General features: G+C 70.5%; 20 protein-coding genes. 14 read left to right on the forward strand and 6 right to left on the reverse strand.

Going from position 1 to position 23,029, the window contains the following annotated elements; genetic code table 11:
- Nucleotides 1–17 precede the first annotated feature (17 nt).
- The 6 genes from IFR14_RS04705 to IFR14_RS04730 all read left to right on the forward strand — a co-directional run bounded on the left by IFR14_RS04705 (nucleotide 18) and on the right by IFR14_RS04730 (nucleotide 6,459).
- Nucleotides 18–935 carry a DUF817 domain-containing protein gene (locus IFR14_RS04705; RefSeq protein ID WP_191940409.1) on the forward strand — a complete coding sequence of 306 codons (918 nt, stop codon included), beginning with the start codon at nucleotides 18–20 and terminating at the stop codon, nucleotides 933–935.
- Between the two features lie 168 nt (nucleotides 936–1,103).
- The gene (locus IFR14_RS04710) at nucleotides 1,104–2,825 is read left to right on the forward strand and encodes a sensor histidine kinase (protein ID WP_191940410.1); all 1,722 of its coding nucleotides are present in this window, start codon (nucleotides 1,104–1,106) and stop codon (nucleotides 2,823–2,825) included.
- Nucleotides 2,826–2,877: 52 nt separating this feature from the next.
- A complete protein-coding gene (gene clpS / locus IFR14_RS04715) occupies nucleotides 2,878–3,162 on the forward strand; it encodes an ATP-dependent Clp protease adapter ClpS (protein ID WP_191940411.1) in 285 nt (94 codons plus the stop codon).
- Nucleotides 3,159–3,728 (forward strand): DUF2017 family protein, encoded by a 570-nt coding sequence (locus IFR14_RS04720; RefSeq protein ID WP_191940412.1) that lies wholly within the window; start codon nucleotides 3,159–3,161, stop codon nucleotides 3,726–3,728. The genes clpS and IFR14_RS04720 overlap by 4 nt, the downstream gene beginning before the upstream one ends.
- 52 nt (nucleotides 3,729–3,780) lie before the next feature.
- Nucleotides 3,781–4,986, forward strand: a complete 1,206-nt coding sequence (locus IFR14_RS04725; RefSeq protein WP_191940413.1) for a glycosyltransferase — start codon at nucleotides 3,781–3,783, stop codon at nucleotides 4,984–4,986.
- Between the two features lie 9 nt (nucleotides 4,987–4,995).
- Complete coding sequence (locus IFR14_RS04730; protein ID WP_191940414.1) at nucleotides 4,996–6,459, forward strand: MGDG synthase family glycosyltransferase; 1,464 nt, start codon at nucleotides 4,996–4,998, stop codon at nucleotides 6,457–6,459.
- A gap of 10 nt (nucleotides 6,460–6,469) precedes the next feature.
- On the opposite strand, the gene IFR14_RS04735 is transcribed toward IFR14_RS04730, so the two are convergent.
- Nucleotides 6,470–8,728: a beta-glucosidase family protein gene (locus IFR14_RS04735; protein ID WP_191940415.1), complete on the reverse strand. Its 2,259-nt coding sequence runs from the start codon at nucleotides 8,726–8,728 to the stop codon at nucleotides 6,470–6,472.
- A 106-nt stretch (nucleotides 8,729–8,834) separates the two neighbouring features.
- Between IFR14_RS04735 and IFR14_RS04740 the strand changes: the two genes are divergently transcribed.
- On the forward strand, nucleotides 8,835–9,503 hold the full coding sequence (locus IFR14_RS04740) for an ABC transporter ATP-binding protein (protein WP_249406889.1): 669 nt from the start codon (nucleotides 8,835–8,837) through the stop codon (nucleotides 9,501–9,503).
- Complete coding sequence (locus IFR14_RS04745; protein ID WP_191940416.1) at nucleotides 9,500–11,239, forward strand: hypothetical protein; 1,740 nt, start codon at nucleotides 9,500–9,502, stop codon at nucleotides 11,237–11,239. Before IFR14_RS04740 ends, IFR14_RS04745 begins: the two co-directional genes overlap by 4 nt.
- A 117-nt stretch (nucleotides 11,240–11,356) precedes the next feature.
- Here IFR14_RS04745 and IFR14_RS04750 read toward each other — a convergent pair whose 3' ends face one another.
- The gene (locus tag IFR14_RS04750; protein ID WP_198425032.1) at nucleotides 11,357–12,358 is read right to left on the reverse strand and encodes an ABC transporter substrate-binding protein; all 1,002 of its coding nucleotides are present in this window, start codon (nucleotides 12,356–12,358) and stop codon (nucleotides 11,357–11,359) included.
- A gap of 292 nt (nucleotides 12,359–12,650) precedes the next feature.
- On the opposite strand from IFR14_RS04750, the gene IFR14_RS04755 reads away from it, so the two are divergent.
- Complete coding sequence (locus IFR14_RS04755) at nucleotides 12,651–13,208, forward strand: hypothetical protein (protein ID WP_191940418.1); 558 nt, start codon at nucleotides 12,651–12,653, stop codon at nucleotides 13,206–13,208.
- Entirely contained in the window at nucleotides 13,205–14,047 is an 843-nt protein-coding gene (locus IFR14_RS04760) for a hypothetical protein (RefSeq protein WP_191940419.1), read from the forward strand. Before IFR14_RS04755 ends, IFR14_RS04760 begins: the two co-directional genes overlap by 4 nt.
- Before the next feature lie 147 nt (nucleotides 14,048–14,194).
- On the opposite strand, the gene IFR14_RS04765 is transcribed toward IFR14_RS04760, so the two are convergent.
- Genes IFR14_RS04765 through IFR14_RS04780 form a run of 4 tightly spaced genes read right to left on the reverse strand, consistent with a single transcriptional unit; the run spans nucleotide 14,195 to nucleotide 18,065 of the window.
- The gene (locus IFR14_RS04765; RefSeq protein WP_137242394.1) at nucleotides 14,195–14,998 is read right to left on the reverse strand and encodes an ABC transporter ATP-binding protein; all 804 of its coding nucleotides are present in this window, start codon (nucleotides 14,996–14,998) and stop codon (nucleotides 14,195–14,197) included.
- 1 nt (nucleotide 14,999) lies between these two features.
- Complete coding sequence (locus IFR14_RS04770) at nucleotides 15,000–16,043, reverse strand: iron chelate uptake ABC transporter family permease subunit (protein ID WP_191940420.1); 1,044 nt, start codon at nucleotides 16,041–16,043, stop codon at nucleotides 15,000–15,002.
- Nucleotides 16,040–17,110 (reverse strand): iron chelate uptake ABC transporter family permease subunit, encoded by a 1,071-nt coding sequence (locus tag IFR14_RS04775; protein ID WP_342365640.1) that lies wholly within the window; start codon nucleotides 17,108–17,110, stop codon nucleotides 16,040–16,042. The genes IFR14_RS04770 and IFR14_RS04775 overlap by 4 nt, the downstream gene beginning before the upstream one ends.
- A 4-nt stretch (nucleotides 17,111–17,114) precedes the next feature.
- Nucleotides 17,115–18,065 (reverse strand): siderophore-interacting protein, encoded by a 951-nt coding sequence (locus IFR14_RS04780; protein ID WP_191940421.1) that lies wholly within the window; start codon nucleotides 18,063–18,065, stop codon nucleotides 17,115–17,117.
- 122 nt (nucleotides 18,066–18,187) lie between these two features.
- Between IFR14_RS04780 and IFR14_RS04785 the strand changes: the two genes are divergently transcribed.
- The 4 genes from IFR14_RS04785 to IFR14_RS04800 all read left to right on the forward strand — a co-directional run bounded on the left by IFR14_RS04785 (nucleotide 18,188) and on the right by IFR14_RS04800 (nucleotide 22,773).
- On the forward strand, nucleotides 18,188–20,350 hold the full coding sequence (locus IFR14_RS04785) for an ATP-dependent Clp protease ATP-binding subunit (RefSeq protein WP_191940422.1): 2,163 nt from the start codon (nucleotides 18,188–18,190) through the stop codon (nucleotides 20,348–20,350).
- A 224-nt stretch (nucleotides 20,351–20,574) separates the two neighbouring features.
- Nucleotides 20,575–21,552, forward strand: coding sequence for a PrsW family glutamic-type intramembrane protease (locus IFR14_RS04790; protein WP_191940423.1), 978 nt, complete (start codon nucleotides 20,575–20,577; stop codon nucleotides 21,550–21,552).
- Nucleotides 21,553–21,639: 87 nt separating this feature from the next.
- Nucleotides 21,640–22,059, forward strand: coding sequence for a hypothetical protein (locus IFR14_RS04795; RefSeq protein ID WP_191940424.1), 420 nt, complete (start codon nucleotides 21,640–21,642; stop codon nucleotides 22,057–22,059).
- A gap of 60 nt (nucleotides 22,060–22,119) precedes the next feature.
- The gene (locus IFR14_RS04800; protein WP_274499325.1) at nucleotides 22,120–22,773 is read left to right on the forward strand and encodes a DUF1345 domain-containing protein; all 654 of its coding nucleotides are present in this window, start codon (nucleotides 22,120–22,122) and stop codon (nucleotides 22,771–22,773) included.
- The last annotated feature ends 256 nt before the right edge of the window (nucleotides 22,774–23,029 follow it).

Below are 23,029 nucleotides of genomic sequence, written 5' to 3' on the forward strand. Positions count from 1 at the left end.
GCCCGTATGCTGGCCCGATGTCCGAGCCGTCCACCCCTGCAGACGGAGCACCTCGCGGCTCGCGCCGCCGAGATCAGCACGATCTCACCGCGGTCGAGCGCTGGATCGACGACCGGGCCAACCGGCTCCTGCGCGACGCCCCCGACGGCGGTGCACGGGCGAAGGCCGTCGAGTTCCTCGTCTTCGGGGCGAAACAGGCGTGGGCGTGCATCTTCGGCGCAGCGATGCTCGCGGTCATCGTCGCCGCCCGCCTCTGGTACCCGGACGACGTCTGGCTCGCCCGGAACGACGCGCTCGTCGTCGCTGCCATCGTCATCCAGGTGGTCATGATCGTCACCAGGCTCGAGACGGGCCGCGAGCTCTGGGTGATCGTCCTGTTCCACGTCGTCGGGACGGGTATGGAGCTGTTCAAGACCGGGGTGGGGTCGTGGGAGTACGACGGCGGCGGGGTCCTGCACCTCGGCGCCGTGCCGTTGTACACCGGGTTCATGTACGCGGCCGTCGGGTCGTACATGGTCCGGGTGTACCGGCTCTTCGACCTCCGGTTCGACCGCTATCCACGGGTGTGGCTCACGACGATCATCGCGGCCGGCATCTACGTGAACTTCTTCAGCCAGCACTTCATCGTGGATCTGCGATGGGTGCTGCTCGCGGCCGTCCTCCTCGTGTTCGCCCGGACGATGATGCACTTCCGCGTGTTCCGTCGGACGCACCGCATGCCCGTCCTGGTGGCGTTCCTGCTCGTGGCCTGCTTCATCTGGATCGCCGAGAACATCGGGACGATCACGGGCGCCTGGCTGTACCCGAACCAGGAGGACGGCTGGCAACTCGTCCCGCTCACCAAGCTGGTGTCGTGGTTCCTCCTCATGATGATCTCGGTGGTGATGGTCACCTGGGTGTACCCGCCCAAGCGGCCCGATCGACTCCCGACCTGAGTCGCCTACTGTCAACGGTTGCTGAAGGCGGTGCGCTCACCGGGTAGGGTTCGGGAGTGAGCGACCCGATCCCGGTGATCGCTCGTCCCCTTCCGGAGAGCAGCCATGGCCCAGCGTCAGCCCCAGGATCCACGCTTCCGTGATCGTGGCGGCGCTCGGCCGGTCCCCATGCAGTCGGGTCCCGTTCCGGCGGGCCAGGCCCGCCCTGCCCCGGCTCGACCTGCCGCCGCTCCACGGCCCGCATCACCGGCCGTCGGCATCTCCGTCCCGGCCGCGGCAGCCGCACCCCTGCCGCGGACCAACCACCTCTTCGCCGGTGCACAGTTCGCGTTCATCGCCTCGATCCTGATGCTCGGGCTGTACATCGGGCTGACCTCGACCTGGACCCTACTCGAACCCGACTTCCTCATCGGGCTCTCCCTGACGGCGGCGGCGACGTCCCTGCTCTTCGCCGTGCCACCGTCCGGCGCGCTCCGTGGTCTGCTCGTGCTCGTACCGACCATCGACATCCTCGCCGTCGGGTTCTTCCGCGACACCCTGCCGAACCTGCCGACGTCGGGTCTCCTCATCGTCATCCCGGTGCTCTGGCTCGCGGGTGGGTTCGGGGTCTCGGCACTGCCCGTGCCGGTGTTCGGGGCGATCTTCGTCTCCCTCATCCCGGTGGCGCGCGCCGGAGCATGGCCGACGACGCCGGGCGGGTGGGGTGCGATCTGCATCCTGCCGGCTCTCGTCCTCATCATCTCCGTCACCGTGCACCTCGCCGCCCGTCAACTCCGCGCCCATGAGGGACGCGCGCGCATCGCGCTCGCCGCGGCGACGGAGGCGGCGGCCGTCGCGACGACGGTCTCGGAGTCCGTCGACGCCGCCGTCGCCTTCTTCCGACCGGACGGCACGGCCGCGCTCCGCAATCAGGCGACGTACGAACAGGCCGAGCTGGCGGGCTTCGACCGGAAGACCCGTGCCGGCGTGCACGTCTACGGACCGGACCGGAAGACCCGGCTGCTTCCCGAGGAGCAGGTCATCAACCGGGCGCTGCGCGGAGAGAGCTTCCGTGGCGAACTGTACTGGGTGGGGGAGCCGGGAAACCAGCGCGCCATCATCGGGAACGCGCGACAGGTGCACACCGACGACGGGACGTTCGTCGGTACCATCACCGTCGGTCACGACGTCACCGACCTCGCCGACGCGGTGGCGCTGCGCGAAGCGTTCCTCATCGACGTCTCCCACGAACTCCGCACCCCGCTGACGTCGATCATCGGCTACCTCGACCTCCTCACCGAGGGGCATGACCTGCGGCAGCTCGGACTGGAGCGCGAGGTCTCGACGATCCAGCGCAATGCGGAGCAGTTGTACGCGATCATCGGCGACCTGCTCGCGGCGGGCGACGCCGAGATGCGGGTGCGGATCGCGCACACCGACATCGCCGACATCGCCCGGGCGAGCGTGGGCGCGATCCTGCCGCAGGCGTCGGAGGCCGGTGTCGTCGTCCGAGCCGAGATCCCTCCGCACGTGGAGCTGGAGGGCGACGATGGCCGGCTCCGCCAGGTCCTCGACAACCTGCTTTCGAACGCGGTGAAGTACACCCCGCGAGGTGGGCGCGTCGTCCTGACCGTCGCGGTGGAGGGGAAGACCTGCACCGTGAACGTCGCGGACACCGGCATCGGCATCTCGCCCGACGACCAGCGGCAACTCTTCGACCGCTTCTTCCGGGCCAGGGAGGTCCGCGACGACGCGCGGCCCGGCGTCGGCCTCGGGCTGTCGATCGTGAAGTCCATCACCGAGGCGCATCATGGCTGGATCACCGTGTCCAGCCGCCCGGGCCGCGGCTCCACCTTCACCGTGACCCTGCCGCTCCGCCAGCCGCGCGCCGGCGCACCGTCCGCTTCCTGAGTCGGACCCCGGCAGGGAGGCGCTGCGGCACGCATCGTGGGAGGCTTGGAGGATGGCGCAGATCCTCGACCAGCCGATCGTCGACGAGGCGACCCTCACCATGCAGCCGTGGGTCACCATCGTGTGGAACGACCCGGTGAACCTCATGTCCTACGTCTCGCTCGTGTTCCGCAGCTACTTCGGCCACACCCACGAGGAGGCGGAGCGACTCATGCTCGCCGTGCATCACGAGGGCCGTGCGGTCGTCGCGACCGGCAACCGCGAGGAGATGGAGCGCCACGTCGAGGCCATGCACGGGTACGGGCTCTGGGCCTCGCTCGCGAAGGCCGACGCATGAGCGCCTTCGTCCGTCCGCCCGTCGGACCCGTCGTGCTCCGCCTCGACGAGCAGGAGACCTCGATCCTCGAGCAACTGGCGAGCCAGCTCGTCGACATGCTCGAGGACGCGACGCGTGCCGGGTTGGCGACCGCCGTGGAGCTCGACCCCGCCATGGCGCGACTGGTGCCGGAGGGGTACCGCGACGACCCCGAGGCCGCCGCGGAGTTCCGACGCTTCACCGCCGACGACCTCGTCGGCGGCAAGGTGACCGCGGCGCGGACCGTCCTGGCGGCGCTCACCGCCGACGCGTCCGACGCGGCTCAGCCGACGGACATCCCGGTCGGGCACGAGGACGGTGCAGCCGTGACCCTCGAGGGCGAGACGGCCTGGACCTGGCTGCGGTTCCTCAACGACACCCGGCTCACCATCGCGGCGCGACTCGGCATCGAGGAGGACGACGGGGAGCCGTTCGACCCGGCTCCGACGACCTCGGACGACGAGCAGGATCCGCAGCTCATGATGGCGATCTACGCCTGGCTCGGGTACCTGCAGGAGTCGATCGTCGCCGTCCTCGACGAAGCCTGAGTCGCGGCGCCGGACACCTGCGACCCGGGCGCCACGGGTAGCCTTGGTGACCATGCACATCCTCGTCTTCAGCGACCAGCACCCCGAGTCGTCCGGCGGGGCCCAGGTCTCGATCCGGCTGCAGCGGCGCTTCCTGGAGGCCGCGGGGCACACCGTCACGGTGTGCTCGCCGCGGATGCACCAGGAGCACGACGACGACCCGCACTATCTCGACACCCCTTCGATCCCTATCACGCTCGACCGCGAGTACTCGATGACCGTGCCCGGCCGGCTCACCGACCGCTGGCTCGACGCACGCCTGGCCGAGCTGCCCCCGGTCGACGTCGTCCACGTGCAGGCCGACTTCTGGCAGGCGCTCACGGCCTACCGCTACGCCGAACGGCACGGGATCCCGGCCCTCCACACGATGCACAACCGCATGGACGTCGGCATCGAGCAGACCATGCCGGCGCCGGGCCTCGTCGTCGGAGCCCTGTCCTGGTGGCAGCGCCGGGTCCTCCGGCCGCGGCTCTCGACCCTGCCGACCGGCGTCTGGTCCTATCTGCAGGAGTTCGCCAAGCGTGCGTCCGTCGTCATCGCGCCATCGCACCACTTCGCGCGGGTCCTCCGCGAGCAGGGGGTGACCGCCCACGCCGAGGTCCTGTCGACGGGCGTCGACGACGCGGTGCTCGACGAGATCCTCGACGAACGCGCGACCACGCTCCACGTGCCGCACCGCCTGCCGTCGTTCGTGTGGATCGGCCGCTTCAGCCAGGAGAAGCGGCTCATGGAGTTCCTCGAGGCGGTCCGGCTCGCGGACGTCGACGCGGTGTTCCGCCTGTACGGGGCCGGACTCCTGCTCGCGAAGGCCCAGGCGTTCGTCGCCGAACACGACCTCGCCGACCACGTCGTCTTCGCCGGTCGTGTCTCGTACCCCGACTCGCTGCGCGCGATCGCCGACGCCGACGCCCTCGTGCAGACGTCGATCGGGTTCGAGACGCAGGGCATGACCGTGTTCGAGGCGGCCGCACTCGGCACGCCGTCGATCATCAGCGACCCGAACATCGCGGCAGAGCTCCCGGCCGACTCGATGTGGCAGCCGACGGACGGCGGGGTCGAGGCGCTCGCCGAAGCGATCCGTCGTGCCGTCGCCGACATCGAGGCGGGAACGGCACCGGTCGTCGCACCGGGCCTCGCCCGCACCCTGCGACAGTCGACGCAGACCACCCGCCTCCTTGCCCTGTACGAGGCAGCCCTGGCGCCGGAGGCCGCGCGCTAGCATCGGCTCATGCGCAGGACATCGAAGCAGCACCCCGGGCCGGACGGCGGCGAACGCGTCCTGATCCTGTCGGCCGGGGTCGGGTCCGGACACAACAGCGCCGCCGCCGCCGTGGAACAGGCGTGCGCCGGGCGTCCCGACGTCACCGAGGTCGAGGTCCTGGACGTCCTCCAGGCGAGCACCTCCCTGTACCGCGACGTCCTCGGCAAGGGGTACTTCGTGCTCGTCGAGGAGACGCCCTGGCTCGTGGAGTGGGGCTACGACCTGAGCGACGCGCCGTTCCGTCGTCGCGGCCCGCTCGACCCCTGGACGCGGGCGAACGCGATGCCGGTGGTCAGCGCGATCAAACGCTTCAGACCCACCGCTATCATCTGCACCCACTTCCTCCCGGCCCAGTTGCTGGCCTCCCTCATCCTCCGAGGCGCCGTCGACGCCAGGACCGCGATCGTCACCACGGACTACGACTTCCAGGGGCTGTGGCTGACGAGCGCCTTCCACGCGCTCTTCCTCGCCCGGGAGGAGGGACGGGTCCAGCTGACGGCCCTCGGTCTTCCGCCCGACCGTGTCGTGGCTTCGGGGATCCCCATCGCCGCTCAGCCGAGCGCCCCGGCCGAACGCGACCCGGCGGCGCCGCCCATGCTGCTCATCTCGGCCGGCGCGTCCGGCGGTGACTACGCGCTCGCGGTCGTCCGACAGACGCTGCACCTCCGGTCGCCGTTCACCGCCACGATCGTGTGCGGGCGGAACGAGGCGCTGCGGCGGAGCGTCGAGGACCTCATCGCGCCCGGCGACGACCGCTACACCGTGCTCGGCTTCACCGACGAGATGCCGCAGCTCCTGCGCCGAGCCGACCTGTTCATCGGTAAGCCAGGAGGACTGTCGGCGTCGGAGTGCATGGCCGCCGGTCTGCCGATGGTGCTCGTGAACCCCATCCCCGGGCAGGAGGTCCGCAACGGCGACTACCTCATGGAGCAGGGTGCCGCCGTACGGTGCAACACCGCGACGACGATCGGGTGGAAGATCGACGGGATCCTCGGCGAGCCGGGGCGTCTGGCGCGGATGCAGGCCGCAGCCCGACGGGTCGGTCGCCCCGACGCGGCCCGCGACGTCGTCGACGGGCTGCTCGATGGTCCGGCGCGACCGTTCGTCGTGACCCGGGCAGCGCAGAAGACGATCTTCGACGCGAGCGCGCGGCGGGTGGTCGCGAGTGAGCTCGAGGGCGAGTCGGCCCTCGTGCGCCTCGTCGACCCGGCGGCGTCCAGTACGGTGGCGCTGCTCCGGGCCGGTGAGCTGGACGACCTGCAGCAGCGCTACACCGGGCCGGACGGCACCCTCGTGCTGCGACGCGACGACGCCGTGCTCTCCGTCCGGCGCGACACGCAGCGTCTGCTCCGCGCCGTCCTCGGACGGGACGACGAGCTCGCCGTGCGGGTCGAGGGCCTCGCCGACCTCGAGTCGGCCGGCCCGAGCTGATCGGCTCGGGTCAGCCGGCTGTGTCCGGCAGTCGGGCGGGGTCATCGTCGAGGTCGCTGTCACCGATCCGCAGCGGGGTCGCGTCCGCCCACGTCGACGGGCTGTGCTGGGCGGCCTGCAGGGCCCAGTCGCCGGCGCGGGCCGACCAGCGGCGGGTGACCGGGTCGCGTTCGAGCGTCGGTGTCGGATCCAGGACGATCCGGACGACGCGTTCCTCGCCTGGCTGCAGGGTCACCTTCCGGAACCCGAGGAGCTGGGCGACCGGTCGATCAAGTGCGGTGTCGGCGGCGTAGAGCTGGACGACGGTCGACCCCTCGCGGCGACCGGTGTTCGTCACGAGGACCTCGGCGGTCCCACCGGTGTCGTCGAACCGGTGCCCGAGCAGGCGGTGGTCGATCGTCGTGTACCCGAGGCCGAAGCCGAACGGGAAGGCCGGCGTGTGGCCCTCCTCGTCCAACCGCCGCTGACCCCAGCGGTCGTCGTACACGACGGCCTTCGCCTCGCGGTCGAACGGCGGCAGGTGCGCGGGATCGGTCGGGATCACGAAGGGCAGTCGCCCGCCGGGCTCGACCACACCGGTCAGGACGTCGGCGAGGGCACGACCGCCCTCCATCCCGCCGTACCAGGCGAGGACGAGGGCCGGGACGCGGTCGCGCCAGACCTCGGTGAGGATCGCGCTCCCACCGATGAGCACGACGACCGTGCGCGGGTTGGCTGCGGCGACGGCCAGGATGAGCCGTTCGTCCGAGGGCCGGAGGCGGAGCGAGGTGCGATCGCCGCCGCGCACGAACCGCGACGCCAGGTGCGCGACGCCCGTGATCGCGCTGCGGAGTCGACCCGAGTCCAGGGCCGCCCCGAGGACGCCGACGTCGACGCCGCCGGTGACGACCGACTCGCCCTCGTCGTGCTGGTCGAAGCCGACGACGACGATGGCCGTGTCGGCGGCCGCCGCCGCAGCGACCGCGGTCCGCACGTTCCCGGCCGGGGTGGTCGTGATCTGCGTGTCGGGGAGTGCCTCACGAAGCCCCTGCAGCGGCGAGACGGTGGTCGGCGGACGGACGCGTGACGAGCCGTGGTCGCCGAGGTTCGCCCGATCCGCGAGACGACCGACCACCGCGATCCGACGGGTTGTCGCCGACAGGGGGAGGAGTGGTACGCCGTCGCCGACCGGGCGGTTGGCGAGGAGCACGATCGACTCCTCGGCGACGTGTCGGGCGAGCGCGCGATGGGCCGAGCCGGCGACGACGTCCGCCGAGGGCTGCGGTTCGGTGCGAGTCGCGGCGTGCAGGAGGGTCGTCCGCAGGATGCGCCGGGCCGAGCGCAGGACGGTGGCGTGGTGGAGAGTGCCGTCCCGCAGGGCGGCGGGCAACTCGTGCGCCCGTCGCAGGCGGAGCGGCATCTCCACGTCCATCCCGGCTTCCAGGCTGCCGACGGCGTCGTGCGTCCCGAAGACCCAGTCGCTCGTCACGAAGCCGGTGAAGCCCCACTCCTCCCGCAGCACCTCGGTGAGCAGCGGGCGGTTGACGTCCATGTACTCGCCCCGCACCCGGTTGTAGGCGCTCATGACCGAGTCCGCGCCGGCGTCGATCACGGCTTTGAAGTGCGGCAGGTAGACCTCGTGCAACGCGTGGTCGTCCACCGAGACGTCGACCTCGAACCGCTCGTCCTCCATGGAGTTCAGCGCGAAGTGCTTCACGCACGCCATCGTGTGGACGCGGACGCCGCGGGTCATGGCCGACCCCATCCGGCCTGTCAGCACCGGGTCCTCGCCATAGCACTCCTGTGCGCGCCCCCACGCGGGATGGCGGAGCAGGTTGACGCAGACGGACGCCGAGTAGTTCGCCCCGCGGATCCGCGTCTCCGCACCGATCGCCTCACCCACCTGCTCCTCGAGCACCGGGTCCCAGGTGGCCGCCCGCGCCATCGTCACGGGGAACGCGGTCGACTCGCCGATGACGACACCGCGGGCGCCGTCACTGAACCGGATCCCCGGGATCCCGAGCCGGGGGACGGCTCCGGCAACGAACGGACGCCGGTGGAGCAGCACGGGGATCAGCGGGAGGAGTCGGCGCGGGGAGTCGCCGTCGAGCAGCCCCAGGAGCTCCGCGTCGGTCAGCCGCTCGATCAGTCGTTCCGCGCCTGCGTCGGCGTCGAGGCGTCCGGCGCGGATCTCCCGCACGACCTCGTCGTAGGCGTCGCCCTCGGGTGGTCCGCCTGCGCGGCGCTGTTTCGGCGGACGCGCGTTCCGGCGCCCGGTGACGATTCCCATGCTCTGCATTCTGCACCCTCGACCGGCGTGCTGAGCCCCGACGCCCGACCGCGCGATCCGCCGCACGGTGGAGGACACCTCGGCGGACGCCTGCGAGGATGGGACGATGTCGAGACACGAGGGGGAGTCGGTTGCCGCGATGCAGCCGCTGATCGAGGCGGACGGCGTCGGAGCGGTGATCGACGGGGAGACCCTGCTGGCGCCGACGGACATCCGGGTCGAGCCTGGGATGGCGCTCGCCGTCCGGGGTCGGAACGGATCGGGCAAGACGACCCTGTTGCGGATCCTCAGTGGACGGCTGCGCCCGTCGAGCGGGACGGCGACGATCGGCGGCCGGATCATCGACGACCGCGACCGCACGGTGCGTCGCTCCGTCTCAGCCCTCGTCGGCACACCGGCCTACGCGCCGGACCTGACGCTGCGCGAACACCTGCGCTACATCTCGACGACGTGGGGTGTGACCGGGCAGGCGGCGGACGACGCCGCCGACGAGCTGCTCGCGGCCCTGCGCATCGACACGCTCGCGCGCCGCTTCGCCACCGAGCTGTCCTCGGGTCAGTCGCAGTTGTTCGCCCTGGCGACGGCGCTCGTCCGGCCCTTCGACGTCCTCGTGCTCGACGAACCGGAGCAGCGCCTCGACGCCGAACGACGTGGCCTCGTCGCCGACCGCATCCTGCTCGCGAAGGAGCGCGGGGCGGCCATCGTCTTCGCGAGCCACGACGCCGGACTCGTCGAACGGATCGCGGACGAGGCGATCACGGTCGAAGCCCCGTGAGCACCGACTCCGGGCACATCTCGCGCGACGACCGTCGGATCCTCCGCGCCGGCCGGGCCGTGCTCGCCGCGCGCGACGGGCGTCCGCGGGTCACCGACGTCGCGTTCGTCGTCTACGCCGCGCTGCTCGTCGCACTCATCGTGGGCGCTCCGCTCGTGCGGTTCGCGGTCCTCGGGCTGATCGAGCCGGATGCCGCGGGCGTCGTGGCGGCCGTCCGGCCCGGGGCGGTCGCGCTGCTCTCGGCGATCGCGACGATCGTCGTCGTGCTCGGTGGTCGGACGAGGGGACCGGTCGTGCCGAGGCCTGCGGCGGTGCAGTTCCTCGCCGATTCGCCACTGCCGCGTCGGCTCACGCTGCGTCGTCCCTTCGTCGCTTCCACGCTCGCACTCGCGGGGCTCTCGGTCCTCGTGGCCGGGGTGGTCGGCTTGTCGCGACTCCTGGTGCCGGGGGAGCGAGCCGCCGTCTCGATCGGCGTGGCCGCCGACACAGCCTCGGTGATCGGCATGACCGGACCGACCGTGCCCGCCGCCGTGGTGGCGTTCGTGGTCGGTGCCGTGGGCTTCTCGCTGCTCCTCGCGGTGGCGTGGCTGCTCGGTCAGCACGGTTCGCGACGGACGGTCGCCGCCGTCGTCATCGTCGCCGGTGTGGGCGGAGTGCTCGGTCTCCTCGTCCCCGGCATGCTGCTCGTTTCGCCGTGGGGGTGGCTGGGGCTCCTCTGGTCGCCGGTGGCTGGCGGCATCGAGGCCATGGTGCTCGGCAGCGCGCTCGCGACGGGGGACTGGGCGGGGCTCTTCACCTGGGGTGGCGGCGGTGGTTGGTTCGCGTCGGTGGGGGTGCCGGTGTCGTGGTGGCCGGCGGTCGCGCTCGTCGTGCTCGGGGCTGTCTCCCTCCTGCTCGTCCCGAGGGCGCTGGACGGGCTGCGGAGCGGACCCCTCCTCGACCAGGCGCTGCGCTGGCAGCGGGTCGGGATGATGCTGCAGAGCGGTGACGCCTCGGGTGCCGTCGGCGGGCTGCGAGCCTCCCCGACGAGCGGTCGCCGTGTCCCGCTGCGGATGACCGGGCCGTTCTGGCTCGTCCTCCGGCGGTCGATCGTCGGAGCTCGGCGGACACCCGGGCGGGTCGCCCTCGGTTCGCTGATCCTGGCGGCGTCCGGTGCGGCGGTCGGTCTCTCCTTCGGGCTCCCGGACGGTGTGCGGTGGATGCTCGCCGTCCCCGCTGCGTTCCTCGCCTACCTCGCGGTGGGTGTCTGGTGCGACGCGGTGCGACACGGGGTCGAGAGCGCCGGGACGCCGACGCTCTACGGTCGGAGCCCGCGCTCGCTCGTGCTCGCCGGAGCCGTCGCCCCGCTGTTGGCCGCGGTCGTGATCGGTGGGATCGGTGCCCTGCTCGGGGTGCTCGCCTCCGCGGCTCCCGGTGGGATGGCGCTCCTCCAGCCGCTCGGGTGGTGGCTGCTGCTCGCGGTGTGGATCGTCGTGCTCCGGACGTTCGACGCCGCGAAGGGACCACTGCCGATCCTGCTGCTCATGCCCGTCCCGACGCCGTTCGGCGACGCCTCCTCGCTGAACGTCCTGCTCTGGCAGTCGGACGCCATCCTGCTGGCGCTCATCGTCGGCGGTGGGCTGACGGCGCTGGTACCGGTGGCGCCGGGTGCGGCCGCCGTCCTGCTCGTCGTGGTGCTCGTGATCGTCGCGGCGCTGGGGTTCGCGCGGTTGCTGAAGCTGTCCCGGCCTGCCTGAGCCCGAGCGGCACCCGGCAGGCACGAGAGCCGGAGAACAGCGCGAGAGCCGGACGGAAGACGCGATTCCGTCCGGCTCTCGCGCGGATCTCCTGCTGTGGTGCTGGTGGGGTGGAGCCTACTTCGCGACCTTCGCGGCGGCCTCGGCGAGCTTCGGGACGAGCTGCTCGAGGACGACGGGGATGCTGAGCACGGACGCCGCGCTGTAGGCCTGCGTGAGTTCGTCGGTGAGGTCGAGGACGATCGCGCGACCGTCCTGCACCACGGGGAGGCTCGCGAGCAGCGGGTCGGCGGTGGTGTCCGCTGCGCTGAACCCGATCGGGAGGAGGACGGCGACGTCGGCGTCGAATGCTGATACCTGCTCGGCGGAGACCGCCGCGTAGAAGCCGGAGGCCTCGAGGTCGAGGACGGCCGGGTTCTGCTGGAAGCCGAGGTCGGCGAGGATGTCGAAGCGACCGTCGCCCTCGAGGTAAGCGCCGTAGGCGTCGCCGAACTTCGTCGCGGCGACGGTGGTGAGCCCGGCGAACTCCTGGTGGAGGTCGGCGGCCTCGTTGATCGACTGCTTCGTGGCGGAGACGAGTGCGTCGCCCTCCTGGGTCTTTCCGAGCGCGGCGGCGACCTGCTCGAGCTGGACGTCCCACGGGGTCGCGAACGCGGCGGTCCCCTTCGGTGCGAAGACGGTCGGTGCGATCTCCGAGAGTCGCTCGTACTGCTTCTCGTCGCCGGCGGAGCGGGTGTTGAGGATGAGGTCGGGTTCGAGCGCCTGGATCTGCTCGTAGTTGACGGTGTCGCCGCTGTCCTCGATGATCTCGGGGGTGACGTCGCCGAACAGGTCGGTGGCCCACGGGCCGACGGCCTTGTTGTCGGCGCCGAAGGACTGCCAGTCGTACACGCCGACGGGCACCACGCCGAGGGAGAGTGCCATCTCCGCGTCGGACCAGCCGAGGGCGACGACGGTGAGGTCGCCGGCGGGCTCCGGGACGGTCACCTCGCCGAACATCGTGTCGACGGTGCCGAGCGTGCCGGTGGAGGCGTCGTCGGTGGAGGACCCGGCGGTGCAGCCGGCGAGGGCGAGGCCGGCGACCGCGAGGGCGGCGACGGCGGTGAGGGTGCGGGGCATGCGGCGCATGTTCTGCTTTCCGTTGAAGACGTGGGGTATGAGGTAAGCCTAAGCTTCCCAAGTCACGTCCCGGTAACGCTTGTGCTTCGGCCAGCGCGGTGCGCTGACGTGAGCGCGGGTCACCGACGTGAGCGCGCCCCTCCGGAGACCCGCGCTCACGTCCCCTGGGGTGCGCTCACGCCAGCGCACCGCGCTGGCCCTGGGGACACGAATGCCCGACATATGTCGGTGTAGGCATATCTGCTCTGTGGATAACCCGAGGGGCCTCCTCGACCGGCCGTAGCGTCGAGGAATGTCAACGACCTCCTTACCTCGAACCGCCTCCGCACTCGCTTTCACGATAGGGATCCTCGCCCTCACCGCGTGCACCGCAGCCGAGCCTGCTCCCGCTCCGAGCAGGACTCCTCCGGTCTTCGAGAACGAGGAACAGGCACTGGCTGCGGTGACGGAGACGGTCGGTTCCTTTGTCACCGTCGTGAACACGATTGGCGCCGAAGGCGGACAAAACCCAGAACGACTCGACCACCTTCTCGCGCCCGATCTGAAAGAAACAGAGACTGCAGGATTCGCAGACATGGCTGCGAAGGGCTGGAGAACCACCGGCGAAGCCACCCTTCAGCGCGTCGAGCTCGTCCAGTGGTGGCCTCGGCCCGATTCTGTGGGCGTGATCGCAGTTGCTCAAGCGTGCATCGACTACACCAGCGTCGATGTTCTGGACTCCGGCGGAACCTCAGTTGTCAATCCAGAGCGAGATCAACTCCGCTCAACGGAGCTTCAGCTCACCGCAGCGGACGGGGAACTGCTGATCTCCACGAAAAAGCCCGTCCCGGAAAGTGAGATCTGCTCATGACCAGAAGACTCGCTACGGTACTCGCACTGATCGCCGTTGTATCGCTCACTGCTCCGGTCACGTCGGCGTCTGCGAACAGCTGCACCGAGGTGGACTACATGAATGGCGCTTGTATCGGAAACGGCTCGGTCGACATCGGCGGCAGCGTCGAACGCCCTGGCGCCGGCGGTGGTTCCGGTAGCGGAACGGGCGGAGGCGACTACGAAGGAGGCGGCTCAGCCGAGCTTCCGCCCGGTGTGACCGACGGGCCCAACGGAGAGCGGACGGTCTGCAGCCTCATGCGGCCGGACGAGTGTTACACCTTCACACCCGGCGACCTCGGTACCGACCTCGGTGCAGCACCAGTAGCGCAGCCCGTCACGATCCGCGACGTCGCCAGCTTCGCACCCGCCGCACCCACCGTCACCACCGAACCCGCCGCCTGGGGTGTCCGCGGGCTCCACACCAACGTCATCGCCGGCGCCTCCGGACACACCCGCACCGGCACGCTCCTCGGCCAGGTCGCGGAGGTGAACTTCATCCCCGTCGGCTTCACCTTCGACTACGGCGACGGCGACACGACCACCAGCCGGACCGGCGGATCCTCATGGGCTGCCCTCGGGCTCGCGGAGTTCTCCAAGACACCGACCAGCCACCGCTACACAAGCGTCGGAACGAAGACCATCACCGCGGAGGTCGAGTACGCCGCCGAGTACCGTATCGGCGACAGTGGCTGGCTTCCCGTCGTCGGGACCCTGTCGATCCCGACCGAAGAACCCCACGCGGTGCAGATCGTGCGGAACTCGACCGTCGGCGTCGACAAACCCTGTCGCCCCGGCACACCAGCCATCGGCTGCTGACACCGGCACGCGTCCACCCCGTGAGCGCGCCCCACCGGCGTGAGCGCACCCCTCCGGAGGCCCGCGCTCACATCAGCGGGGCGCGCCCACGCCTGCAAACCCGCGCTCACGCCAGCGCACCGCGCTGACGCCAGCCACCACCACGGGTCAGTGCGCGCCCATCAGCGGGATGACGAGCGGCGTGTGTGATTCGGGGTCGTCGATGATCCGGCAGCGGAGCCCGAAGACCTCCTCGACGAGCTCGGCCGTCACGATGTCCGCCGGCGCACCCTGCGCGACCACATGGCCGTCCCGCATCGCGATCAGGTGCGTCGCGTACCGTGCCGCCTGGTTGAGGTCGTGGAGGACCGCGACGAGGGTGCGGCCACCCTCCTGGTTGAGCCGGGTGAAGAGGTCGAGCAGCTCCACCTGATGCGTGATGTCGAGGAAGGTCGTCGGCTCGTCGAGCAGCAGCAACGGGGTCTCCTGCGCGAGCGCCATCGCCACCCACACCCGCTGGCGCTGGCCGCCGGACAGTTCGTCGACGAGGCGACCGGACAGCTCGGTGACGTTCGTCGCCTCCATCGCCGCGAGCACCGCCGCCTCATCGGCCGCCGACCAGCGTCGGAGGATCGACTGGTGCGGGTACCGGCCACGCGACACGAGGTCGATCACCGAGATGCCGTCCGGCGCGATCGACGTCTGCGGCAGCAGCCCGATGCGCTTCGCGACCTCCTTCGACGGGTAGCGTGTGATCTCCTGACCGTCGAGCACGACGTGTCCTTGGGTCGGCTTCAGCAGCCGCGCGAGGGCGCGTAGGAGCGTCGACTTGCCGCAGGCGTTCGGCCCGACGATGACGGTGAACGAGTCGTCGGGGATCGCGATGTCCAGCTCGTGGATGATGGTCCGCTGGTCGTAGCCGACGCGGAGGGCGGTTCCGGCGAGTCTGGTGGTGGGGCTGTCGGTCTTCATGTCAGCGCTTTCCCGCCTGCGTGATGAGCAGGGCGATGAGGTAGATGCCGCCGAGGGTCACGGTCACCGCACCGACCGGCAGGGCGGCCGGGGCGATGATCCGCTGGGCCACGACGTCGCTCACGAGGAGCAACGCCGCGCCCATGGCGGCCGAGGGGACGAGGGTGATGCCGGCGGACTTCGTCAGGCGCCGGGCGAGTTGGGGTGCGGCGAGGGCGACGAAGATGATGGGGCCGGCGACCGCTGTGACGGTCGCGGTGAGGGCGACGCCGATCACGAGCAGCAGCAACCGCGTGCGTTCGACCGGGATGCCGAGGGCGCTCGCGATGTCGTCACCGAACTCCAGCATGCCGAGTCGGCGGGACATGAGCGCGAGGAGGGGGACGAGGACCGCGACCGCGATCGTCACGGGCACGACGTCCTGCCACCCGAGGTCGGCGAGCGAACCCATGCCCCAGCTGGCGGCCGCGATGGCGGCGTTGAGGTCCGCCCGCAGCTGCAGGTAGTCGTTGAACGCGTTGAGGACGGCGCTGATCGCGATGCCGATCACGATGAGCCGGAACCCCTGGACGCCTCGAGACCACGCGAGGAGGTAGACGACGAGGGCCGTCGCGAGCCCGCCGATCAACGCCCCGGAGACCATCGCCGCATAGTTCCCGCCGACGACGAGGGTGACGATGAGCGCGCCGGTGAACGCGCCGGAGTTGAACCCGATGATGTCGGGACTGCCGAGCGGGTTCCGGGTGATCGACTGGAAGATCGCGCCGGAGAGCCCGAGCGCGATCCCGCCGACGACGGCGATCACGACCCGCGGCAGGCGCCACTCCAACACGATGCGGAGGACGCTCTCCGAACCCGTGCCGGTGAACGCGGCGAGCAGTTTGTCGAGCGGGATGCGGTACTCGCCCTGGGTGAGCGCGAAGGCGCCGACCCCCACGATGACGGCGACCAGGGCGCCGACGACGATCAGCTCACGCCGGTGGACCACCCAGCTGACTCGACCGATCCGCACGGTGCGCCGACCCGGTTCGGCGACCGCGGTCACAGCCCCTGCGCCTTCGAACGGCGGATGAGCACGATGAGGAGCGGGGCACCCACGAACGCCGTGACGATCCCGACCGGCATCTCGCCGGGGACGGCCACCCGCCCGACGATGTCGGACAGCAGGAAGATGATCGGCGCGAACACCATCGTGAACGGCAGCACCCAGCGCTGGTCCGGTCCGACGATGGCCCGGGCGAGGTAGGGCGACATCAGTCCGAGGAAGGCGATCGGTCCGGCTGCCGCGGTGGCCGAACCGCACAACAGGGTGATCGCGACGACCGAGAGCACCCGCGTCCGGAGGACCTTCGTGCCGAGTGAGGTCGCGAGGTCGTCTCCGAGGGCGACGGCGTTGAGCGACCGGGAGACGACGAGGGCGAGGACGACCCCGACGATGAGGAACGGCAGCACCCCGAGGAACACGTCCATCTGGCGGTTCTGCAGCGAGCCGGCCTGCCAGAAGCGGATCTTGTCGAAGATGTCGGGGTTGCGGATCGTGATGGCGAAGGTCACCCCCTGGAGCGCTGCGGAGAGCGCGACACCGGCGAGGACGAGACGGACCGGGGTCGCCCCGGCGCGGCCCCGGGAGCCGATCACGTACACGATGACGGAGGCGAGACCCGCGCCGGCGAAGGACCACCACACGTAGGAGCTCAGGTCGGCGGTGCCGGCGATGGCGACGGCGAGCACGACCGCGATGTACGCCCCGGCGTTGACGCCGAGGATGCCGGGGTCGGCGAGCGGGTTCCGCGTGACGGCCTGCATCATCGCTCCGGCGAGGCCGAGCGCCGCACCGACGCCGATGGCCAGGAGCATGCGCGGCACCCGGAACCCGGTGACGAGGATCGCGTTGGTGTCGTCGCCGCCCTGTGATAGCGCCCGCCAGACCTCTGCGGCGCTGATCGTCCCCGAGCCGATGAAGAGGCTGCCCGCGGCGATGGCGGCGAGCACGACGAGCGCGGCGACGAGCAGGAGCCAGCGCGAGGCGGTCGATCGGGCGATGCCGGTCGACGCCTCTCGTGCGCGGGCGGCCGCGGTCGGGAGCCGCAGGCTGTCGAGGTCGGCGCTCACCGGCTCATCGGTTGTCTTCGGCCTTGCCGTGTCGCCAGTAGCCCATGAACGCGACCGACTTGCGGTCGACGCCGCACCCGGAGACGAGGTGCCGACGGAGCGTCTTGATGGCCGACGCCTCTCCGGCGAGCCACGCGTAGAGCGGTGCGCTCTCGAGGACGGGGCCTCCGGTGGCGTTGACCGGCGCTTCCCAGAGCAGCTCGGTGTCGACGTCGACGTCCTCGAGTGCCGGCTGCGTGGCGATCGTGGCGGTGTCGACGCTCGGCGCGAGGCGGCTCGCGATGCGCTCGACCTCGGGGATGAGCAGGGTGCCCACGGGCTGGTCGCCGCGGGGGAGGACGACGACCTCGACGCCGTCGGGCTTCGTGGACAGGGCGGCGATGTCGTCCTCGTGCGGCAGCTCGACGACGGCGATCCCGCGCGCGGTGCTCGGCAGACGCTCGAGGATCCCGGCGATCCCGGGCAGGGCCGTCTCGTCGCCGGCGAGGAGCACCTGGTCGACGGTGGCCGGCGCGTGCCAGTCGATGCCGCCGGCCGGGACGGCCGACCGGGCGTTCGGGACGTTGACAATGAGCTCGTCGCCGACCTTCGCGTCCATCGCCCAGGTGGACGCGGGGCCGACGCGGCCGTGCAGGGCGATGTCGACGTCGAACTCGGCGAGCTCGGGCCGGACCTCGCGGATCGTGTACGTGCGCATCGGGTGACGTTTGTCGTTGGGCAGGAGTCGCCAGGCCTGGTACCAGTCGTCGTGCATCGGCAGCTCGTCGAAACCGGTGTCGGGTAGCGGGAAGAGCAGCTTGATGCGCTGGTCGTGACGGTTGTCCGCGATGTGCTGGACCTCGGGGCCCGTGAACGTGAAGCGCCGATAGCTCGGGCTCACCTGCTCGATACGCCGGACGACGGCTGCGAGGAGGATGAAGATCGAGTCGGGGGTCTGTTCACTGAGGCGAGGCATCGATAGGTAAGCCTACCCTTCGATGCGCTGGAGGTCACCTGCCGATCGCACCTTGTCGGTAGGGAGTGGCGGTGGTAAACTTGAGTCAGATCCACTCAAGTTTTGAACAGGAGACCGTACCCATGCCAGCAGGCCAGACGCCTCAGCAAGCGGATCAGCGCAGCGCGCTCGAGCAGTACGGCGTCAACCTGACCGAGATCGCCGCCTCCGGCAAGCTCGATCCGGTCATCGGCCGTGACGCCGAGATCCGCCGCGTGAGCCAGGTGCTCACGCGACGCACCAAGAACAACCCCGTCCTCATTGGCGAGCCCGGTGTCGGCAAGACCGCCGTCGTCGAAGGCCTCGCCCAGCGCATTGTCGCGGGCGACGTCGCTGAGAGCCTCAAGGGCAAGCAGCTCATCTCCCTCGACCTCTCCGCGCTCGTGGCCGGCGCCATGTACCGCGGGCAGTTCGAGGAACGCCTCAAGGCGGTGCTCAAGGAGATCGACGAGTCCGACGGGCAGGTCATCACCTTCATCGACGAGCTCCACGTCCTCATGGGGGCCGGTGGTGGCGAGGGATCCGTCGCGGCGGCCAACATGCTGAAGCCCATGCTCGCCCGCGGCGAGCTCCGGCTCATCGGTGCGACCACGCTCGACGAGTACCGCGAGTTCATCGAGAAGGACGCCGCCATGGAGCGTCGCTTCCAGCAGGTGTTCGTGGGGGAGCCGAGCGTCGAGGACACGGTCGCCATCCTCCGTGGCCTCAAGGAGCGGTACGAGGCGCACCACAAGGTGGCCATCGCCGACAACGCGCTCGTCGCGGCGGCCGCCCTGTCCAACCGCTACATCACGTCTCGGCAGCTGCCCGACAAAGCGATCGACCTCATCGACGAGGCGGCCAGCCGGCTGCGCATGGAGATCGACTCGGCACCCGTCGAGATCGACGAGCTCCGACGCAGCGTCGACCGCCTGAAGCTCGAGGAGCTCGCCCTCAAGAAGGAGAAGGACGACGCCTCCAAGGAGCGCCTCGCCCGCCTCCGGGAGGACCTCGCTACCCGCCAGGCCGCGCTCGGCGAGCTGCAGGCGCGCTGGGAGCGCGAGCGTGCGAGCCTCAACCGGGTCGGTGATCTCAAGAAGCAGCTCGACGCCGCCCGGAGCAAGGCCGAACGCGCCCAGCGCGAGGGCAAGCTCGAACAGGCGTCCAAGCTGCTCTACGCCGACATCCCGCAGCTCGAACGCGAACTCGCGGTCGCGGAGTCGGCCGAGCAGGATACCGACGGCGAACCCCGGATGGTCAACGACCAGGTGACCGCCGAGGACATCGCCGCCGTCATCGCCGCGTGGACCGGCATCCCCGTCGGTCGCCTGTTGCAGGGCGAGACGGAGAAACTGCTGCACCTCGAGCAGGAGCTGTCCCGCCGGCTCATCGGGCAGCACCGTGCGGTCGCCGCCGTGTCCGACGCCGTCCGGCGCACCCGCGCCGGCATCTCCGACCCCGACCGCCCGACCGGTTCGTTCATGTTCCTCGGCCCCACCGGCGTCGGCAAGACCGAGCTGGCGAAGGCGCTCGCCGAGTTCCTCTTCGACGACGAGAAGGCCATGGTCCGCATCGACATGTCCGAGTACGGGGAGAAGCACTCGGTCTCCCGGCTCGTCGGTGCGCCTCCGGGGTACGTCGGCTATGAGCAGGGCGGGCAGCTCACCGAGGCCGTTCGTCGACGCCCGTACTCCGTCGTGCTGCTCGACGAGGTCGAGAAGGCGCACCCCGAGGTGTTCGACATCCTCCTGCAGGTGCTCGACGACGGTCGGCTGACCGACGGACAGGGGCGCACGGTCGACTTCCGGAACGTCATCCTCGTGCTGACCTCCAACCTCGGCTCGCAGTACCTGATGGACGCCTCACTCTCCCTCGAGCAGAAGGAGGAGGCGGTCCAGCAGCTCGTGCGCCAGGCCTTCAAGCCGGAGTTCATCAACCGTCTCGACGACATCGTCGTGTTCCAGTCGCTCAGCGAAGCGGAGCTCGGCCAGATCGTCGAGCTGTACATCGACCGCCTGCAGCGTCGACTGGGTGAGCGTCGGCTCCACCTCGCCGTCACGCCCGACGCCCGTGCCTGGCTCGCGGAGCGCGGATACGACCCCATGTACGGTGCGCGTCCGCTGCGTCGACTCATGCAGCGGGAGATCGACGACCGCCTCGCGCGGGCGATCCTCGACGGCTCGATCCGCGACGGCGACACCGTCCACGTCGGGCTCGCGAGCGACGGCGACGGCCTCACGGTCGAGCGAGCGGTGGTCCCGGCCTAGCCCGGCTGCTTGCGGCCAGCGCGGTGCGCTGACCCGAGCCCGACCCACCGACGTGAGCGCGCCCCTCCGGAGGGGCGCGCTCACGCGTGTGCCCCGCGCTCGCGCGACAGCACCGCGCTGGCCGTGACCCCCGAGTGGGGGAGGAAACCCCTGGTGCGCGACGGATGCCGCGCACTAGCGTGATCCTCGCGGTGGGCCCGATCGGCGCGCCCTGAGAGGACCCGATGTCACACGCAGCCCCGAGCACGACGCCTGAGACCAGCGACACCGCCATGCCCCTCTGGCGTCACGCACACGCCCCCGCCTGGTTCTTCTTCGGCGGCCTGGCGCTCTGGCTGTTCCTGCTGCTGGTGCCGCACGTCCTCCTCGGCAACCCGGCGGTGATCCCCGCGTGGATCCTGCTCGGCTCAGGGCTGGCCGCCTCCACCCTGCTGCTCATCATGGCCCGACGTCTCCAGCCGGGCGACGGCGTCACGACGGCGACGCTCCTCTGGGCGGTCCTGGTCGGAGGCTTCATAGCCATCACGCTCGGCAGCACTTTCGACTCCCTCATCGGCGTCGCCGCGACCGATGCCGGCGAGAACCCGCACGACATCGGGTTGTTCTTCGCCGGGGTCGCCGAGGAACTCGCGAAGATCATCGCCGTCGTGATCGTGGCGTGGCGGCTGCCGGTGAAGACCGCCCGGGGCGGGCTCTTCGTCGGCGGCGCTGTCGGGATCGGCTTCGCCGTCCTCGAGAACCTCTGGTACATCGGGCAAGGGTGGGCGAACGGGGTCGAGGCCTCGCAGAAGCTCGCCGCCGGTTCGCCACCACTCGAGACCATCCTCTCGCACCCGGCGTTCCAGGCGGCCGGGGCCGCATTCGCCCGGACCGTCTTCGACCCGGTCGGACACCCACTGTGGACGGCGCTGTTCGCCGCGGCCGTGTTCGCGGCTGCGCGCAACGGCCGGTTCCGGATCACCGTGGGCGTGCTCCTGACCTACCTGCTCGTCGCGGTCATGCACGGCCTCTGGGACGGCAACACCGTGCTCTGGGGGCTGCTGTTCCCGAGCATGCCGGTGTTCAGGGCGCTCGTGGTGCCGGCCATGGTGGTGCTCGTCGTCGCGTTCGCGCTCATCTGGCGGGCGCGGGTCCGTCGCATCAACCGCGAGGCGGGCGTCGTGTCGCTCCACGTCCCGCGTCGCGAGCGGAAGCAGGCCTGACCAACGGACGCGCGAGGCCTGCTGTGATCCGGGTGTGCCGGGGAGTAGCGTGAAGCGCACCTGATCCGCGACGCCGAGGAGACACCCATGCTGGGACGCAAGACCTTCGAACAGCGAGAGGTCGACCAGGCGAAGACGATGATCGCCGCGCTTGTCGCCGGACGCGAGACGCTGGCCGAAGCCGGAGCGGACCCCGCAGCACTCGCCGTGGTCGACCCCGAGTTCTTCACCGGCCTCACCCTCGTGCTCGACCGGCCGTTCGTCCACCGGGTGCGCTCGGTGCTCGGGAAAGGTCCCGGGGCCCTCAACGAGCTCGAACTCATCGTCGCGTCGGTCCTCGACCACGACCGGGTGTTCACGGTGGGGACCGTCCTGCAGTACTCCGAGGGGACGTCGTTCACCGGCCTCGTCCCGGGTGAGACGATCCTGCTGAGCGCCGAGCAGTTCGAGCGCCTCGCCGTCGGCGTCTTCGCCGAGTTGGAGGAGTTGTTCGTCGAAGCGGTGTGAGGTGCGGCGTCGGCCGCGAGCCTGCCCCACCCGCTCGACGGACGGTGACACGATCAGCTCGTGAGCTCATCGACGTCCGGAACGATCATGGTGCGGCACGGCGCGAAGCTCCGGTTGACCGTCTCCGCCCTCATCGGTGTCGCCGTGGGCGTGATCGTCGGCCTGAACTGGTTCTGGGCGGGTGCGATCCTCGCCGGTTGGGGGACCACCTGCGTGGTCTTCGTCGGTTCCCTCTGGATCCGCATCTGGCGGATGGGTCCGGAGCGGACGCGCGAACACGCGACCTCGGAGGAGCCCGGGCGAACGACCAGTGAGGTGCTCATCGTGCTCGCGAGCGTCGGGAGCCTCGTGGCCCTGAGTGTCGTCATCCTGCAGGCGAGGGCATCCTCCGGGGTCGAGCAGGGCGTGCTCGCCGGCTTCGCGGTCGTGAGCGTGGCGCTCTCCTGGGCGCTCATCCACACGATCTACACGCTGCGGTACGCGCGCATGTACTTCGCGGCGCCGGAGGGCGGTATCGACTTCAACCAGGAGGAGGCGCCGCAGTACAGCGACTTCGCCTACCTCTCGTTCGACCTCGGCATGACCTACCAGGTCTCGGACACGACGCTGCGGTCCAGCGAGCTGCGCCGAACCGTGCTCAAGCACACCCTGCTGTCGTACCTCTTCGGCTCCGTGATCCTCGCGACCGTCATCAACCTCGTCGCAGGGCTGTAGCGGCGCGACGGACACGCCCTTCGACAGGCGGTTGGATGTCCGCCTGCGTTGAGCGGACGGGGGCGGACTCCTCGACCGTCACTGGTCCTTGACCGATCGAGTTGTCGGTCGCGATTCGAGATATACTTACATATTTTATATGTGCAAGCAGATTGAGCCTTTGAGGATACGCTCGCGGTTGCTGCGAGTGTGCCTTGTCGTCGGTCTCCTGGCTGCGCCAGTTCAGTTTGGAACGGCGGACGGCGGCTCCGTGGTC

The organism is Plantibacter sp. CFBP 8775 (assembly GCF_014839505.1).
GTDB classification, from domain to species: Bacteria; Actinomycetota; Actinomycetes; order Actinomycetales; family Microbacteriaceae; genus Plantibacter; species Plantibacter auratus.